The organism is Sphingobium xenophagum (assembly GCF_002288285.1).
Lineage (GTDB): Bacteria > Pseudomonadota > Alphaproteobacteria > Sphingomonadales > Sphingomonadaceae > Sphingobium > Sphingobium xenophagum.
On the sequence record NZ_CP022750.1, the window covers coordinates 32,519 to 47,367 of the forward strand.

Below are 14,849 nucleotides of genomic sequence, written 5' to 3' on the forward strand. Positions count from 1 at the left end.
ATATGCCTCGCACCATAACCAGCTCAATGCTTCACGGCGGGCCACTGCGGATCTGGTCGGCGATCACCGATCCGGATCATCGCCGGGCTTGGAGTCCGCTCGTATTCCTCGACAACCCCTGCCAGCTTGGCGAGACGGAATGTACCTTCGCGATCCAGGGCATCACCCGGCCAATTCGGACGCCGGCCATGGTCGATCAATTCGACAAGCCGCACGCCTTCGCTTGGTCCTGCGGCATCCCTTATCTGTTCACGCTCGAAGAGCGGTACGAGCTGGCAGGGGACGACGGTGGCACCAGGCTAACACATAGCTGCACGCTGCGCGGGGCGCTGTCTTTGCCGTTCGCGGCGATGATGTTGCGTCGTCTGCGGTCCCTGATGGTCGATGCCGACGATCGACTTGCGACCTATCTGCGCTGGCGGGTGGGTCAGCCTGCCCGTGGGATCAATCGTCAGCGCGTCCCCTCCCGCTACAGGAGGAAGGCGCGATGACGCCGTTGAAGCGGGTACTGCCCGCCCTCATCCTCGTTGTCGGGCTGGCGGCTTGCACGGAAAGCAAGCCGCCAGCCCCGCCAACGGAGCAGCAAATCCATTCATCCGACAGCGCCGTGGCGACCGGGGAAATGGGGCGCCATCCCTATCGCTGTTCCGACGGGGAACCGCTGTTCGTCGACTACAAGGACAACGGCCTGCAGATCGATTTGCGGCGCTCCAGCAGCGCCGTGCCCATGACGCTGACCGCGCCAGCGCAGGGCCTCCAATATGTCGGCGAGACAGCCACCGCGACCTTCAAGGGGTCGCAGCTCACCATCGTGGAAGGCGAAGGCCGCACGCGGACCTGCGAACGGGAGGGCACCCGATGAACCGTCATGTCTTCCGACACGTCGCACCGCAACGGGAGAGAAACGATGTCTGACACGTCGATCTCGAATGTGATGGCCATTCGCGCCGAAGTAATCGCGCGAAGCCGCGCCTTGCGCGAGGCGCAGCCGACGGCACCGCCCGGCGTGACGCCGACCGCTCCAGCCTCAACCTTTGCCGACACCCTCAATGCCGTGGTGGCGAAGGTCAACGAGACCCAGGAGCAGGAGGATGTCGTCACCGAAGCATATGAACGGGGCGAAACCACCGACATTGCAACCGTCGCGCTCATCCAGAGCCGTGCATCCATTACTTTCGAGGCGACGCTGCAAGTCCGGAACAAGCTGCTGTCTGCATATCGAGACATCATGAACATGCCGATCGGATGACGATCGCGAAGATAACTAAGGCGGTATTGGTATGATTGTCGGCACAAGGCCACGATTCAAGCAGATTATTGTCGAGGTTTGGAAGCCTCTCACGATCCTGTTCGTGTGGGACGTGGCGGTGACGGCATTCCACATGATGACCCCGATCAAGGAACCGCCTTTGCCGACGGCGCTGTTCGGCACTGCCATCGCGCTCTTCATGGGGTTTCGGACCAACGCCGCTTATGCACGCTGGTGGGAAGCGCGAACTCTTTGGGGCGCGCTCATCAATGCCTCGCGCAGCTTGGCCCGGATCACGCGCAGCCTGACCAAGGGGGAACCCGAGGGCAGTGAGATGCGGCACAACATCATCCTGCGGCAGATCGCCTTTGCGCACTCGATGCGCTGCCAGCTTCGCCGACAATCGCCCTATGAAGAGATTGCCCGGGTCGCTGGAACGGAAGTCGCCGATATGGCGGTCGCCCGCCTGAACCCTGCCAACGCGCTCCTGGAGGACATATCGGGCATTTACGCCGACGCGCTCGCGGAAGGTCGGATCACCGAAATCCAGCAGGCAACTGTGGAGCGCGTCCTGATCGACATCGCCAATGCGCAGGGCGGCATGGAGCGGATCAAGAACACGCCGCTGCCCAATGGCTTTCGGTTCTTCCCGAACCTCTTCACGCGTGTGTTCTGCGTGCTGCTCCCGATCGCGCTGGTCGAATCCCTGGGCCTTGCCACGCCGATCGGATCGACGCTGATCGGACTCGTCTTCCTCGCGGTGCTGAGCATCGGCGAGGATCTGACCGATCCGTTCGCCAATAGCGTCCACGATGTCCCGCTCACGGCAATGTGTCGCACGATCGAGATCGACCTTCTCCAAACCGCGGGACTTCCGGCCCCCGAGCCGCTGACACCTGACCACGGGGTGCTGTGGTGATGGGCATGCGCGCCTTGCTGCATCTGCCCGGGCTGACGATCGCGCGCGTTGGCGTCGTTCTCGTCACCGGCGTGATTGTAGGGGCGTGCAACCCGGCTCCGAGCGAACCTGTCGAACCGGCTCACGACAAGCGTGTGACGCCAAGGCTGATCGCGCAGCGCATCATGTATTGCGACGACGGCACCCGCGCCGATGTCGACTTCATCGACGACGGCCTGAAGATGGCCGTAACCTGGCTGCCGAAGGGCAGGACCGAGATCCTGCGCGCCCAGCGAACCGGTGATGAATTTCGCGGCAACCAGTCACGGGCCGTCGTGGCGGGCGGGGCGATCGCCTTCATGCGGCGCGGGAAAATCCACGTCTGTCACCGAACCCCGGAGGGATCATAGGATATGCAGGCACTGCTTTACACGCTTGCGCCTGTGCTGGCGGTCGTGCTCGGCGCGATCATAGCGAGCCGCACCAAGTTGAAGCCCAACCTTGTGGCCGGCCTCCAGCATCTCGCGGCAGGGGTCGTGTTCGCGGCGGCCGCGACTGAAATCCTGCCGCAGGTCAAGCATGAGGCGTCGCCCAGCGCGACGTTGATCGGCGGGGCGGCGGGCGTTGCGACGATGCTAGGGCTCAAGGCATTCGAAGCCCGCTTCAAAGGACCGATGGCGCTGCTCGCCGCGATCGGCATTGACATTCTGGTCGACGGCTTGGTGCTCGGCCTCGCCTTCGTGGCGGGCGAAAAGGCGGGTTTCCTGCTGACGATCGCGCTGACGCTGGAAGTGTTGTTCCTAGGGCTGACGCTGACCGACGAGCTGGCGGAAACCTATCGCTCGCGCCTTCGCATTATCGTGATCGTGTCGGCATTGGCGCTGCTGCTGCCGCTCGGCGCGCTTGCGGCCGTGCCCGTCGCCACGCTGTCGCCGGTGATGGTCGCCGGCTTCCTCAGCTTCGGGCTGATGGCGCTGCTCTATCTCGTCACGGAGGAGCTGCTGGTCGAGGCGCACGAGAAACCCGACACCCCGCTCATCAGCTCGATGTTCTTCGTGGGGTTCCTGGCCCTGCTCACGCTTGAGGAGATTATGGGATGATCTCGAGCAATGACAACAACGGCGGACAGGAGCGCCGCACTCTCTGGATCGTCCTGCTGCTGAACGCGGCGATTGCGGCAGGCTTCTTCGTCTCGGGCTTCTTCGCGGATTCGAGCGCGCTGATCGCCAACGGCGTCGACAACCTGTCAGACACCGCCGTGTACGCGCTGAGCCTCGTGGCGCTCACCCGGGGCAAGACATGGAAGACACGCGCCGCGATGGCGTCGGGCGTCATGCTGCTGATCTTCGCGGGCGGCATTCTGCTCGATGTCGCACGGCGCTACGTGCAAGGCAGCGAGCCGATCGGACCGACGATGATGGTCATGTCGGCGATTGCCGGTGTCGTGAACTACCTCTGCCTGCGGCTGCTTCAGCGCCTCAAGGATCCGGACGTCAATCTCCGGGCCGCCACCACCTTCAGCTTCAACGACTTCATTTCCAACGGCGGCATCCTGATCGCCGGCGTGCTGGTGTTGTGGCTGGGCACCAACTGGCCGGACCTGCTGGTCGGCTTCGCCACCGCCATCATCGCCATCAAGGGCGGTGTCGAAATCCTGCGCGATGCGCGCGCCGAAACCAAGAAAAGCGAAAGGAGGTCGTCATGAACGACAAGCTCGAACTCGATATTCCAGTGCTGTTGCCGGACCTGCCTGATGCGGCCGATGCCTGCCTGGACCGTCTTGTGTCGACCCTATCCAAGCGCGAAGGCGTGGAGCGGGCGCATGTGATCTGCCTCGACGGCGACACGCCGGCGGCGCTGTGCATCCATTTCGATGCTGCCAAGCTGCCGCTGCCGCGCGTGCGCGAGATGGTGCGCGCCGCGGGCGCCGAGATCACCGACCGCTACGGCCATGCAATCTGGCAGGTTACAGGTATCAATCACGAGCGTCGGGCACGCACCGTCAGCGATGCGCTGTGCGCCTTGCCCGGCGTGGTCCAGGCAAGCGCCAGCACCAGCGGCTCGGTTCGGGTCGAGTATGATCGACGCGAAACCACCGAAGAGGAGGTCCGCGCCGCACTTGGCAAGCTGAAGGTCGGTGTGGGCAAGCGGGTCGCGGCCGACGACCATGCCGGCCACGACCACGGGCCGGGGGCCACGGCATGAGCGAGGAGAAGCACGGTCCCGGCGATGGCCACGACCATAGCCATGCCGAGTTTCTTGGCCCCAACACCGAGCTGATCTTCGCGCTCGCCTGCGGCGCGCTGCTGGGGATCGGCTATGCGATCGAGAGGCTAGTTGCCGGCGCACCGGAGTGGCTGCCGACCGCCTGCTACATCACAGCCTACTTTTTCGGCGGATTCTTCACGCTGCGCGAGGCGATCGATAACCTTCGGATGAAGAAGTTCGAGATCGACACGCTGATGTTGGTCGCTGCCGCCGGCGCCGCTGCGCTGGGCGCATGGGCCGAAGGCGCGCTGCTGCTGTTCCTGTTCAGCCTTGGTCACGCGCTCGAGCATTACGCGATGGGTCGCGCCAAGAAGGCGATCGAGGCGCTGGCGAAGCTCGCCCCGGAAACCGCGACCGTGCGTCGCGACGGGGAAACTAGCGAAATCCCTGTCGAACAGATGGTCGTCGGGGACATCGCCATCGTGCGCCCGAATGAGCGCCTGCCCGCCGACGGCTTCGTCATCAAGGGCACGAGCGCGATCAACCAGGCCCCGGTGACGGGTGAAAGCATCCCGGTCGACAAGGTGCCGGTCGCCGACGCTGCGGCGGCACGCGCAAAGCCCGATGCGGTGGACGCGGAAAGCCGGGTTTTTGCCGGTACGATCAACGGCGGCGGCGCGATCGAGATCGAGGTGACGCGCCGTTCCAACGAAAGCGCACTCGCCAAGGTCGTGAAGATGGTGAGCGAAGCGGAGACGCAGAAGTCGCCGACGCAGCGCTTCACCGATCGGTTTGAGCGGATCTTCGTGCCTGCTGTCCTGATCCTGTCGGTGCTCCTGCTCTTCGCATGGGTGGTCGTCGACGAGCCGTTCCGCGACAGCTTCTATCGCGCGATGGCGGTACTGGTGGCGGCAAGCCCGTGCGCGCTCGCCATCGCAACTCCGAGCGCTGTCCTGTCTGGCGTTGCCCGTGCAGCGCGGGGCGGCGTGCTCGTGAAGGGCGGTGCACCGCTCGAAAACCTTGGGTCGCTCAAGGCGATCGCTTTCGACAAGACGGGCACGCTGACCGAAGGTCGTCCGCGCATCACCGATGTGGTGCCCGTCGATGGCGCCGATGAAGGCGAGCTGCTGGCGCTGGCCGTCGCCGTCGAAGCGTTGAGCGACCATCCTCTGGCCCAAGCGATCGTCAAGGACGGTCGCGAACGACTGAACGATCGTGCCGTGCCGACTGCCGGCGACCTCAAGAGCCTGACCGGTCGGGGCGTCACCGCGAGCGTGGATGGCGAGACGGTCTGGATCGGGAAGGCCGAGATGTTCGGGAGTGAGGGTATTCCGGCGCTGGGGCAGGGAGCGCAGGACGCGATCGCGAAACTGCGCGAGAACGGTCGCACGACGATGGTGGTCCGCAAGGGGGACCGCGACCTGGGCGCGATCGGCCTGATGGACACGCCCCGCGAAGCGGCAAAGACCGCGCTGCGCCGGCTGCACGAGATGGGCGTGTCGCGGATGATAATGATCTCTGGCGACCACCAGAAAGTCGCCGAAGCGATCGCCAACGAAGTCGGGATCGATGAGGCGTGGGGCGACCTCATGCCCGAAGACAAGGTTGCCGCGATCAAGAAGCTCGCCGGTGAAGACAAGGTCGCGATGGTCGGCGACGGCGTGAACGACGCGCCGGCGATGGCCAGTGCAACGGTCGGCATTGCAATGGGCGCGGCGGGCTCGGACGTGGCGCTGGAGACAGCCGACGTCGCATTGATGGCCGACGATCTGGCGCACCTGCCGTTCGCGGTCGGCTTGAGCCGTCACACACGCGGGATCATCCGCCAGAACGTCTTCGTCAGCCTGGGCGTGGTCGCCTTCCTCGTTCCTGCCACCATCCTGGGCCTCGGTATTGGGCCAGCGGTGGCGGTTCATGAGGGATCAACGCTGCTTGTTGTCATCAATGCGCTCAGGCTGCTCGCCTACCGCGATCCGGCGGGGAAGGCGGCATGAAGTGGATGATCGCCTTCGACCTCGACGGCACGCTTGCCGAGAGCAAGCGGCCGCTGTCGGAGGATATGGCCACAACCCTCGCCCGATTGCTCGCCGTCACGGATGTGGCGGTGATCTCGGGCGGGGACTGGCCGCAGTTCGAAAAGCAGGTCGCCTCGCGTCTTCCTGCCGGCGCCGCGCTTGACCGTCTCTGGTTGATGCCGACCACAGGCACAAAACTCTATCGGTTCATCAACGGCGCTTGGCGCGCGGTCTATGCCGAGCTGTTCGACGACGCAGAGAAGGCGACGATCCGCGCGGCCTTCGATCAAGCCCTGACCGATGCCAGCCTCGCCGACGAACGTATCTGGGGCGAACGGATCGAGGACCGGGGCAGCCAGATCACCTTTTCGGGGCTGGGGCAGGGAGCGCCGCTAAAGGAAAAGGAAGCGTGGGATCCCGACCGAAAGAAGAGGACCGCGTTGCAGGCCACGTTGCGCGCGACGCTGCCGGACCTCTCGATCAATCTAGGTGGCACGACATCGATCGACGTGACCAGGGCAGGGGTGGACAAGGGCTATGGCCTGAAGCGCCTGAGTGCTGAAAGCGGCGTCCCGCTCGACGGGATGCTGTTCATCGGCGACGCGATCTTCCCCGGTGGGAATGACTATCCCGCCGCTGAAATTGGCCTCGATACGGTGAGAGTGCGCGACGTTGCGGAAACCACCGCCGTCGTGACAGCCATCATCGCATGTCTGCACCGGTAGGGATCGCCGATGTTCGCGATCCCCGCCTTGGGCCTGAACGTCTGTGGGACTCTCGTCCCGACCTTAGCCCTTTACCTCCGATCTGGAGCAATCGCGTAGAACAGGCAGGCCGGCATGTTTCAAAGCTCGTGGTGGGAGATCGCCACCCATATCATCAGTCTCGCCGTCGCCTACGCGCTCGCCCTTCCTGTTGGCTGGGATCGCGAGAAGGACGCCCGCAGCGCAGGCATCCGTACATTCCCGTTGGTTGCCATCGCCAGTTGCGGCTTCGTGCTGGTGGGCATCGCGATCCTCGGCCGCACGTCTCCAGCGCAAGCCAGGTTGCTCGAAGGTCTGATTACGGGCGTCGGCTTCATCGGGGGCGGCGCGATTCTGAAGAAGGGCGACAAGGCGTCAGGTACGGCGACGGCGGCCAGTCTGTGGGCGACTGGGGCTCTCGGCGCGGCCGTAGGCTACGGCCTATACGACATCGCCTTCATCCTGAGCGCCACCACCTTCCTCACCCTGCGCTGCTCTCGTCCGCTCAAGCGTGCCACCAATGGCGACGTCGGCAGCTCGGCGAGCCCATGACGACCCCTTGGGCGAGCCGATGGATGCGGCCTGTGCGATCCCTTACCCGGCGCTGGTCACCGGCGACGACCATCGCGGCGCGAGACCGCCAACATCGCTTGCTGCGCTGGGCGACGCTGCTGGAGCGCAATCCCCACCAGATCATCGGCCTGCTGTCCCCCTCGTGGGCGGGCGGTGACGCGCGCGGCACGATGGTCGATCGGCCGAGCGCGATCGATGTCGCATGGAGCGACGTGGTGCTGCGGGTGATGGGGTTGGCGGGACGATCGCGCGGTGAAGCAAAATCGTTCTTCGGATTGTCTGATGCCGAGCTGGATCGGATTGCCGCAGGTTCATGGCGGTGTCCGGTTCGACCCGCTTGGCAGGTCGCCGTGCGGATCAGGAACGTCGAATGTCCGCGCCTGGAAAATCGGATCGTTGGGTCCGTCGCCGCCCTCCTGCTCGTAATTTGCGCGATCTCCTATTGGATCTTCTGACGAGGCTGGTTTGTGTTCGACATCATAACATCGATCCTCGCGTCACTCGGCGGCTTTGGCGTCTTCCTGCTGATGCTGGCCGAAAACGTCTTTCCGCCAATCCCGTCGGAAGTGATTTTGCCACTTGCCGGCTACACCGCTGCGCAGGGGCGCGGCTCGCTGTGGGTGGTGGCAATCGCCGGCACCCTCGGATCGGCTGCAGGGGCGGTGCTGTGGTACTATGTCGGCCGCTGGATCGGCATCGAACGATTGAAGCGCTTTGCTTCCCGCCACGGCCGATGGCTGACGTTGACGCCCGGTGAGGTCGATCATGTCGACCGCTGGTTCGACCGCTACGGTCGTTGGGCGGTTCTGTTCGGGCGCATGGTCCCGGGAGTCCGGACCCTGATTTCGGTGCCCGCAGGGGTCAGCGGGATGCCCCTTGGTCCATTCTTGGTCTCGACGCTCACCGGCTCGGCCATATGGACCGTTATCCTCGTGCTGGCGGGCTATGAGCTGGGCGAACGCTATAGCCAGGTGGCGAGCGTCATCGAACCGGTCAGCAACGCCGTGCTCGCGCTGGCCGTCATCTGGTATCTTTGGCGGGTCGCGACTTTCGGGCGATCAAGGGGTGGCCATTGATGGCTGACCTGCTGCCCGCGTTTCCTGCCGGCCTTTGGCTCATGGCAGCTTCGATGCTTGTCCGCATCACACGCTTTGCACGTGCCTTTAGCCTGATCTCACCAGCCAGCGCGATCATCCTCATCAGATTGGTTGGAAGGCTTCACCGCAGCGGATTTCACGCATGGCGTCGCAACGGAGGGAAGTGGCGTTGGGCCGGAATATGGAGAGGATCGACATAATGGGGAACAGCAAGCAGCAGGCGATCATCGCCGTTGCCGCAACAATCGTTCTGTCCGGATGCGGGCTGATTAAACCACGCGACGCCGGCTATTTCCGCTTCCACGCGGAAGAGGCGAGACTGGTCGTCACACGCTGCGAGCGGGGCCAAGAGACCGGCAGCGACTGCGAGGCCGCGGCGCAAGCCGTGGCCGAGCTCGACGCGGCGGCGGGGCGGCAGTCTGGACGCTGAAGCGAGCCACCTTCGCCCGCCCCATGAACCAAATCACTATCACTGGAGACGAATCGTAATGATCGGAAGCAACAGGCCGTTCGCGCTGATGCTGGCAATGACCGCCGTCTTAACCCCGCTTTCCGCGAAGGCACAGCATACCCAGCATGGGTCAACTGGTGCCGTGTCAGGCTCGCTAAACGAGCCGCCCGCTACGCGGGCCTACCGGGCCGCAAATGCCAAGATGCATGGCGATATGGACGTAGCCTTCACGGGTGATGCCGACGCCGATTTTATGCGCGCGATGATTCCCCATCATGAAGGCGCTATCGCGATGGCTGAAATCGAATTGAAGTATGGCCGAGATCCCGCCGTGCGCCGCCTCGCGGCCGCAGTGGTGGCAACCCAAAGGCGCGAGATCGCCGAAATGCGGACCTGGCTTGCACGTCGGCAACCCCGAAAGTAGCGGCTGATTGAAAAGGTGGCGCTCACCGCCGTCAATGATGGCGACGGTCGTGATTTTGGGATCATAGGCCAGTCGCGCCGCCACGTCCCGGCCCTCGTCGGGGCCGGGATCGTGGGGGCGCTCATGCCGCCTCGTCCAGTTCAGGGGCCGTCTCAACGGCCATGCGGCTCAAGAGCCAGTCGGACGCGTCCTGGGCTAGGCGGGCGGCGGTGAAGATGCACCGCTTGTCGTTGCGCAGGGCCTGTAGCCAACTCGCCAGATAGGCGGCGTGGTCTTCACGATCGTGAAGCTTGATGCCGATGGTCGCGCTGACGAACGCCGCCCCTAGCTCGGCAACCAATTCCTCTCGGGCGTAGTCCTCGCGCTTCGTGGAAATGAGAGAGGGACGGGCAAGTCGGTCAACATGTCCCGTCGCGTGGCAAAGTTCGTGCGCTAGGGTCGAATAATAGTCATCGCTGGTGTGGAAATCGGCAAACTCGGGCATGACCACATGATCGCCGCTCGGCTGATAATAGGGCTGCGATCCGAAGTGTTTAAGGGTGACGGAGATGCGAGCGAAAAGCGCGTCCAGCTCGGCATCCCGCTCATCGGGATTGGTTGCGGTGATGATTGGCGCGGGGGTTGGATATTTCGCCTCGATGCCATCGATCTGCTCGGCATTGAAAACGGTATAGCGCTTAAGGAACGCCACCTGACGCTTGCCGTCCTCGCTGCTCTCTCCACCCTTGTCGGCGTCAACCTCAATCTTGTTGGCATAGACGACGGTCGAACCCTTCTCGCCCTTGCGGACGCATCCACCAAGCGCAAGCGCTTGCTTGAAGGTCAGCCAATGCGGAGAGGCATAGCCCTTGGTCATGGCGGCAACCCAAAGGGTCAGGACGTTGATGCCCCGATAGGGAACGCCGGTCGAGCGGAGCGGGATATTCGGTGCGGTGCTGCCATTCCACGATTTCGACCACGGCCGGGTGCCGGCCTCGATCATCGCGATCATCTGATCGGTGATTTCCTGATAGATGTCAGCTCGATTGTCGGTGATCCGTCCCATGATGTCTTCCTTTCCTTTGAGGCTGAAAGCCGGTCGCAACAGCAACCGGCTCTGCCTTTCCGGCGAGGAACGGGATGGGGAGGGAGGGCGAGAATCTGGCCTCTGGCGCGGGCGAGCCGCCTAGCGCGGCCGACGCTCCGCAGGGCGTCGGGGGCCGCGTTTGGCGGATTACACGGGGGGCCTGATTGTCGTTCGGGAACGAAAGGGCAGCCGCCCTTGGTGTTCCCCGGCACCGGTCTGGCCTCCGGGGGAGGGCAGCGTGCCCAACAAGCTGTGCCACGCTCCAGGCGTGTCATGGGGGGTGTGCCACGTGGCACACCTGCCTTGCGGCAGCGCGAATAGGAAAACACGGGGAGAGGGGGAGGCCGTGGGGGCTCCCGCTGGGTTTATCCTCGGTTGATACGCCAGGAGTGTATCCTGAGCGGTTCCTATATGGGGATGTCCTATGCTTTGTAGGCCCCGTGCGGCTCCCGGGTGGGCGGCCCAAAGGGCCGGGGAGGGGGCGGCCTGCGCGCCCTGTGGGGCGCCCCTAGTGCCGCCCCCTCAAACTTGAATCCCCTTCGCGCGAGGGGCATATTTGCAGCCAGAAAGGATAATCACATGGCTGCGAAAAAGCAAAAGGACAGCAGCGCCGATCTGCGAACGAATGAGAAGAAGTGGACCAAGCCGCTGATGGATGCGGGCTGGACTGCATTGCCGAGCGTCATCATCGAAAATCAGCGCCAGCTCATGCTGTCGCCGCTCGATCTCAACATCATCGTGTATCTGGCGAGCAAATGGTGGACGGCGGAGGGCAAGCCCTTTCCGTCCAAGACCACGATGGCGAAGGCGATGGACGTTCATCCGCGCACGATCCAGAAGCACATCGCTGCGCTGGAGGGGGCAGGGTATATCCGTCGCGAGGAGCGGCGGACCGAAACCGGCAGCCGCACCAACATCTACCATCTCGATGGGCTGATTAAGGCAGTAGCGCCGTTCGCGGTCGAGAAGCTGGCTGAGATCAAGGACAAGGCCGAGTTGGCGAAGCGCCGTCAGAACCGGGCCGGGGCGCCTAAGCTGCGTCTGGTACAGGATGACGACGAGTGAACGCGCATATCCAAGATCCACCCCCGAAAGTGGAACCGAGGGTTACGGCCGCGCCAAGCATCCGTCAGCTCTACTGGTGTGACTTTCCGCAAGACGCCCAGCTCCCGGAGTTCTGGAAGCGGCGCCCCGTCATCATCGTGTCGTTCAAGAACACGTTGCATGGCGCGGTCACGGTGGTGCCCTGCTCGACGGCAGCGCAGCCAGGAAACAAGTGGGCCTTTCCGCTGCAGACCACGATTGACGGTCGGGCGGCGTTCGCGATCTGCGACAAGCTGACGACCGTGGCGGTGAGCCGGCTAATCCCTGACAAAGGCGGCATCATGCGAATGCCGGTCGGGGAGTTCGACGACATGCTGCGCCTTGTGTTGGCCTGGCTGCCGGTGCCCTCGACGCCCCCGTCGCCGCCTCAGGGGGTGCCGCCTACGCCCACCGGTTCCGGCGCGTAAGGCCGGTTGATGTCCTTTCAGATTTTAGTTGAATCGTAAGGGATGGGTTTCTACATGGGGAGCACGCGCGGCCTCCCCCTGGGGAGTGTCCGTTTCCCGCGAGGGAACTAAATGGTCGGGGCCGCCTCAAAAGGGCGGCCCTTGGCTTATCTGCGGCACTGGCACGCAGCCCGCAAGCTTCAGACATAATGACCTGCTCGCCGGTAGATTGGCATCGAGTCGTCCAGTCGCATGGCAGGGAAGGGCGGAACGTCGTCGGCCGCCGCTTAGGCAGAGCAATAAATTCGCTGTGAGCGGATTTTATTCGTTGACTAGCGAAGTGCGCTAGGGCATCACACTCTCGTTCAGTTTGAAAGGGGATGTGTCGCCATCAACCGAGGGGGAAACCCCTCCTGGAGAAGAAACCTTCTCTGCTTTGTGGCTCCGTGCGTGCGAGCGAGCGGCGCCGCGGGCGGCCACCGGACGGCCCGGTGTCCGCCTTGGTGTTCAGGGTTAACGTGCTTCTACCCCACCCTCCAAAGCCTCGGCGGCGCCCCTGCATGGTGTGGGGGTTGGCAGAGGAGGACGCCATGCGAAAGCTTGGTCTGAACGAGAAGCGTGCGCGAACGAAGACGGTGCGACGGCAGCATTGGGCAAAGCGCCTGATCCGTCCGTCCACTTTGAAGACGGTGGTGGCCTTGGGGCGAGTGGTGGTGCAACTGCTCCACATCGCCCTCTCCATCATCAAGGTTTTCCGCCAGTAATTCGCACCCTGAATAGCCTCCTGAAAGGAGATGCAATGTTGGGTGAAGCTCTTCGCTTGATCCGAGTCTATCACGACCTCAAGCAGAAGCAGGCGGCTGAGCGGTTGGAGGTTTCGACGTCGTATCTGTCGGAAATCGAACGCGGCCTGAAGACGCCCACGCTGGACATCATCCAGCGCTATGCCACTGTCTTCGACATGCCTGTCTCGTCGATCATGTTCTTTTCGGAGAACCTCGATCAGAAGAGCACGCTCGACCAGGCACGGACCTTTGTCGCTGGCAAGGTGGTGAGCCTGCTTCAATTCCTCGAGGCTCGGTCCGGTCGGACCCATGCCGAATAAGACGGTCATCCCGCTCAATCAGTCGCAGCTCTATAAGCTCACGAGTCCGCGCCGCCTCGCTGACGTGCTCGGCCTTGCAGAAGCTGAGCTGCGGGCAATGGCGACCGGGCCGGATCGGTATCGGCAGTTTGAGATTGAGAAGAAGAGTGGCGGAAAACGTCCGGTTGAAGATCCGGTCGCGCCGCTCAAGCGTGTACAGGGCCGTATCGCCAAGATGCTGGCGCGGATCGAGCCGCCATCTTTTCTGTTCTGCCCGGTGAAGGGACGATGCTACGTCAGCAATGCCGCGCGCCATCGCGGCAACCGCGTCGTTCACTGCCTCGACATCAAGAAGTTCTTCCCCAACACGCCCCGTGTGCGGGTGATCGCGTTCTTCCAAAGCATCATGGGATGCCGCGCCGACGTTGCCGGCCTTCTTGGTGATCTTTGCACGTTCGAGGGTCATTTGCCGACGGGCAGTCCCCTCAGCCCGATCCTGGCATATTATAGCTATCACGATATGTGGGCCGAGATCGCGGCGTTCTGCATGGCCAAGGGCTACACGTTGACGGTCTATGTCGATGACGTGACAATTTCCGGCGCGAAAGTGCCCGTAGCAGATGTTTGGCATGTGCGGCGCATGATCCACCGGACAGGGCTGCGCTATCACAAGCTCAAGCACTATGTGGATCGGCCAGCGGAGATCACGGGTGTCGTCGTTCGCGACGGGAAGGTCGTCGTGCCCAATCGCCAGCGCCTGAAGCACCGTCAGACGAGGTTGGCCCTCCAGCAGCCCGGCAGCGGCGATCAACGCCTGAAGGGCCGTCTGAGCGGCTTGGCGGGTCAAATGCGCCAGATAGATAGCATGAACGAACCAGGTTGATTGATGCCGGTTCCTGTGACCTTAGTAGGGTTTGCGGCTGACGATCGATCCCGCCTCAACACGCGCATACCCATATTCACGCTGATATTCGCGCGCGGCGGTCTCTACGTCGGTGCGCGAGGGGCCACCGGGAACGAAGCAGTTGATGTGGCGCTTGCCGCCATCTTGAGCATCGACGACCGGCTTTGACCACGGGTTGTCGTCCACCATCGGCCCCTCGACCGAAAAGACGCGCCTGTCGTGATCGGCAACAATAAGAACGAAAGGCTCTATCGGCATCACACCCTCGCAAAAGTCATCGCGACGCCATGTAGGTCTCGCGATAGGGGTGTGCCACGTGGCACACCTCGTGTTCATAGCCATTGCCCGTCGAGAGCGGCAGCATATTCGGCAGCAAGGGTAGCGGTCCCGGCGATCGTCGCGACGAGTGCAAACAGCACGAGCCGCGCAGGGATGCCAAGGCGCGGTCCGTCTTCCTTGGTGAAGACCACGGCGCTGCCGACCGCAGCAACCAAGATCAGCGCCGGACCCAGCTCGTATAGGACAAGGCCAGGAAGCCGATTGGGCAGGAGATAGGGGAAATTACGGATCAGGCGGCCGATCAGGACCGCGCCGGTAACAAGTGTGAGGGCCATCCCCCAGCGGCCGATCAATGCCGCTCTTGGCGA

21 protein-coding genes and 1 pseudogene are annotated in these 14,849 nt (G+C 63.4%); 19 read left to right on the forward strand and 3 right to left on the reverse strand.

Translation table 11 applies throughout. The features are described from left to right. Positions 1-2 precede the first annotated feature (2 nt). The 14 genes and pseudogenes from CJD35_RS21735 to copM all read left to right on the forward strand — a co-directional run bounded on the left by CJD35_RS21735 (position 3) and on the right by copM (position 9,658). Positions 3-491, forward strand: coding sequence for an SRPBCC family protein (locus CJD35_RS21735; protein WP_053556565.1), 489 nt, complete (start codon positions 3-5; stop codon positions 489-491). Beyond that, positions 488-862 (forward strand): hypothetical protein, encoded by a 375-nt coding sequence (locus CJD35_RS21740; protein WP_053556566.1) that lies wholly within the window; start codon positions 488-490, stop codon positions 860-862. Before CJD35_RS21735 ends, CJD35_RS21740 begins: the two co-directional genes overlap by 4 nt. Positions 863-907: 45 nt before the next feature. Further along, a complete protein-coding gene (gene fliE / locus CJD35_RS21745; RefSeq protein ID WP_007406845.1) occupies positions 908-1,249 on the forward strand; it encodes a flagellar hook-basal body complex protein FliE in 342 nt (113 codons plus the stop codon). A gap of 31 nt (positions 1,250-1,280) precedes the next feature. Next, positions 1,281-2,168 (forward strand): bestrophin family protein, encoded by an 888-nt coding sequence (locus CJD35_RS21750; RefSeq protein ID WP_053556567.1) that lies wholly within the window; start codon positions 1,281-1,283, stop codon positions 2,166-2,168. 5 nt (positions 2,169-2,173) lie between these two features. Beyond that, a complete protein-coding gene (locus CJD35_RS21755; protein WP_053556597.1) occupies positions 2,174-2,557 on the forward strand; it encodes a hypothetical protein in 384 nt (127 codons plus the stop codon). A 3-nt stretch (positions 2,558-2,560) separates the two neighbouring features. Next, positions 2,561-3,247, forward strand: a complete 687-nt coding sequence (locus CJD35_RS21760; RefSeq protein WP_053556568.1) for a ZIP family metal transporter — start codon at positions 2,561-2,563, stop codon at positions 3,245-3,247. After that, entirely contained in the window at positions 3,244-3,852 is a 609-nt protein-coding gene (locus tag CJD35_RS21765; RefSeq protein WP_053556569.1) for a cation efflux transmembrane domain-containing protein, read from the forward strand. Before CJD35_RS21760 ends, CJD35_RS21765 begins: the two co-directional genes overlap by 4 nt. After that, positions 3,849-6,349: pseudogene (locus CJD35_RS21770) on the forward strand (heavy metal translocating P-type ATPase). The gene CJD35_RS21765 and the pseudogene CJD35_RS21770 overlap by 4 nt, the downstream one beginning before the upstream one ends. Next, entirely contained in the window at positions 6,346-7,095 is a 750-nt protein-coding gene (locus CJD35_RS21775) for an HAD-IIB family hydrolase (protein ID WP_053556571.1), read from the forward strand. Before CJD35_RS21770 ends, CJD35_RS21775 begins: the two are co-directional and overlap by 4 nt. A gap of 114 nt (positions 7,096-7,209) precedes the next feature. Continuing rightward, entirely contained in the window at positions 7,210-7,665 is a 456-nt protein-coding gene (locus tag CJD35_RS21780) for an MgtC/SapB family protein (RefSeq protein WP_053556572.1), read from the forward strand. Positions 7,666-7,763: 98 nt separating this feature from the next. Further along, a complete protein-coding gene (locus CJD35_RS21785) occupies positions 7,764-8,141 on the forward strand; it encodes a hypothetical protein (RefSeq protein ID WP_053556598.1) in 378 nt (125 codons plus the stop codon). 12 nt (positions 8,142-8,153) lie between these two features. After that, positions 8,154-8,762 carry a DedA family protein gene (locus CJD35_RS21790; RefSeq protein WP_019368201.1) on the forward strand — a complete coding sequence of 203 codons (609 nt, stop codon included), beginning with the start codon at positions 8,154-8,156 and terminating at the stop codon, positions 8,760-8,762. A 202-nt stretch (positions 8,763-8,964) separates the two neighbouring features. Beyond that, entirely contained in the window at positions 8,965-9,213 is a 249-nt protein-coding gene (locus CJD35_RS21795) for a hypothetical protein (RefSeq protein ID WP_244917367.1), read from the forward strand. Positions 9,214-9,271: 58 nt separating this feature from the next. Further along, entirely contained in the window at positions 9,272-9,658 is a 387-nt protein-coding gene (copM, locus tag CJD35_RS21800) for a CopM family metallochaperone (RefSeq protein WP_235527226.1), read from the forward strand. A gap of 121 nt (positions 9,659-9,779) precedes the next feature. On the opposite strand, the gene CJD35_RS21805 is transcribed toward copM, so the two are convergent. Beyond that, positions 9,780-10,703, reverse strand: coding sequence for an ArdC family protein (locus tag CJD35_RS21805; RefSeq protein WP_095687575.1), 924 nt, complete (start codon positions 10,701-10,703; stop codon positions 9,780-9,782). Between the two features lie 600 nt (positions 10,704-11,303). On the opposite strand from CJD35_RS21805, the gene CJD35_RS21810 reads away from it, so the two are divergent. The 5 genes from CJD35_RS21810 to CJD35_RS21830 all read left to right on the forward strand — a co-directional run bounded on the left by CJD35_RS21810 (position 11,304) and on the right by CJD35_RS21830 (position 14,181). Beyond that, positions 11,304-11,789 carry a helix-turn-helix domain-containing protein gene (locus CJD35_RS21810; protein ID WP_017503469.1) on the forward strand — a complete coding sequence of 162 codons (486 nt, stop codon included), beginning with the start codon at positions 11,304-11,306 and terminating at the stop codon, positions 11,787-11,789. Further along, the gene (locus CJD35_RS21815) at positions 11,786-12,235 is read left to right on the forward strand and encodes a type II toxin-antitoxin system PemK/MazF family toxin (RefSeq protein WP_119184528.1); all 450 of its coding nucleotides are present in this window, start codon (positions 11,786-11,788) and stop codon (positions 12,233-12,235) included. Before CJD35_RS21810 ends, CJD35_RS21815 begins: the two co-directional genes overlap by 4 nt. 569 nt (positions 12,236-12,804) lie before the next feature. Next, a complete protein-coding gene (locus CJD35_RS21820) occupies positions 12,805-12,978 on the forward strand; it encodes a hypothetical protein (RefSeq protein ID WP_236704401.1) in 174 nt (57 codons plus the stop codon). Between the two features lie 35 nt (positions 12,979-13,013). Beyond that, on the forward strand, positions 13,014-13,319 hold the full coding sequence (locus tag CJD35_RS21825; protein WP_019368207.1) for a helix-turn-helix transcriptional regulator: 306 nt from the start codon (positions 13,014-13,016) through the stop codon (positions 13,317-13,319). After that, the gene (locus CJD35_RS21830; protein WP_095687559.1) at positions 13,309-14,181 is read left to right on the forward strand and encodes a reverse transcriptase family protein; all 873 of its coding nucleotides are present in this window, start codon (positions 13,309-13,311) and stop codon (positions 14,179-14,181) included. Before CJD35_RS21825 ends, CJD35_RS21830 begins: the two co-directional genes overlap by 11 nt. A gap of 21 nt (positions 14,182-14,202) precedes the next feature. On the opposite strand, the gene CJD35_RS21835 is transcribed toward CJD35_RS21830, so the two are convergent. Both CJD35_RS21835 and CJD35_RS21840 read right to left on the reverse strand, forming a co-directional pair. Continuing rightward, on the reverse strand, positions 14,203-14,460 hold the full coding sequence (locus CJD35_RS21835) for a hypothetical protein (RefSeq protein WP_095687560.1): 258 nt from the start codon (positions 14,458-14,460) through the stop codon (positions 14,203-14,205). A gap of 74 nt (positions 14,461-14,534) precedes the next feature. After that, positions 14,535-14,816 (reverse strand): hypothetical protein, encoded by a 282-nt coding sequence (locus CJD35_RS21840; protein ID WP_017503475.1) that lies wholly within the window; start codon positions 14,814-14,816, stop codon positions 14,535-14,537. Positions 14,817-14,849: the final 33 nt, after the last annotated feature.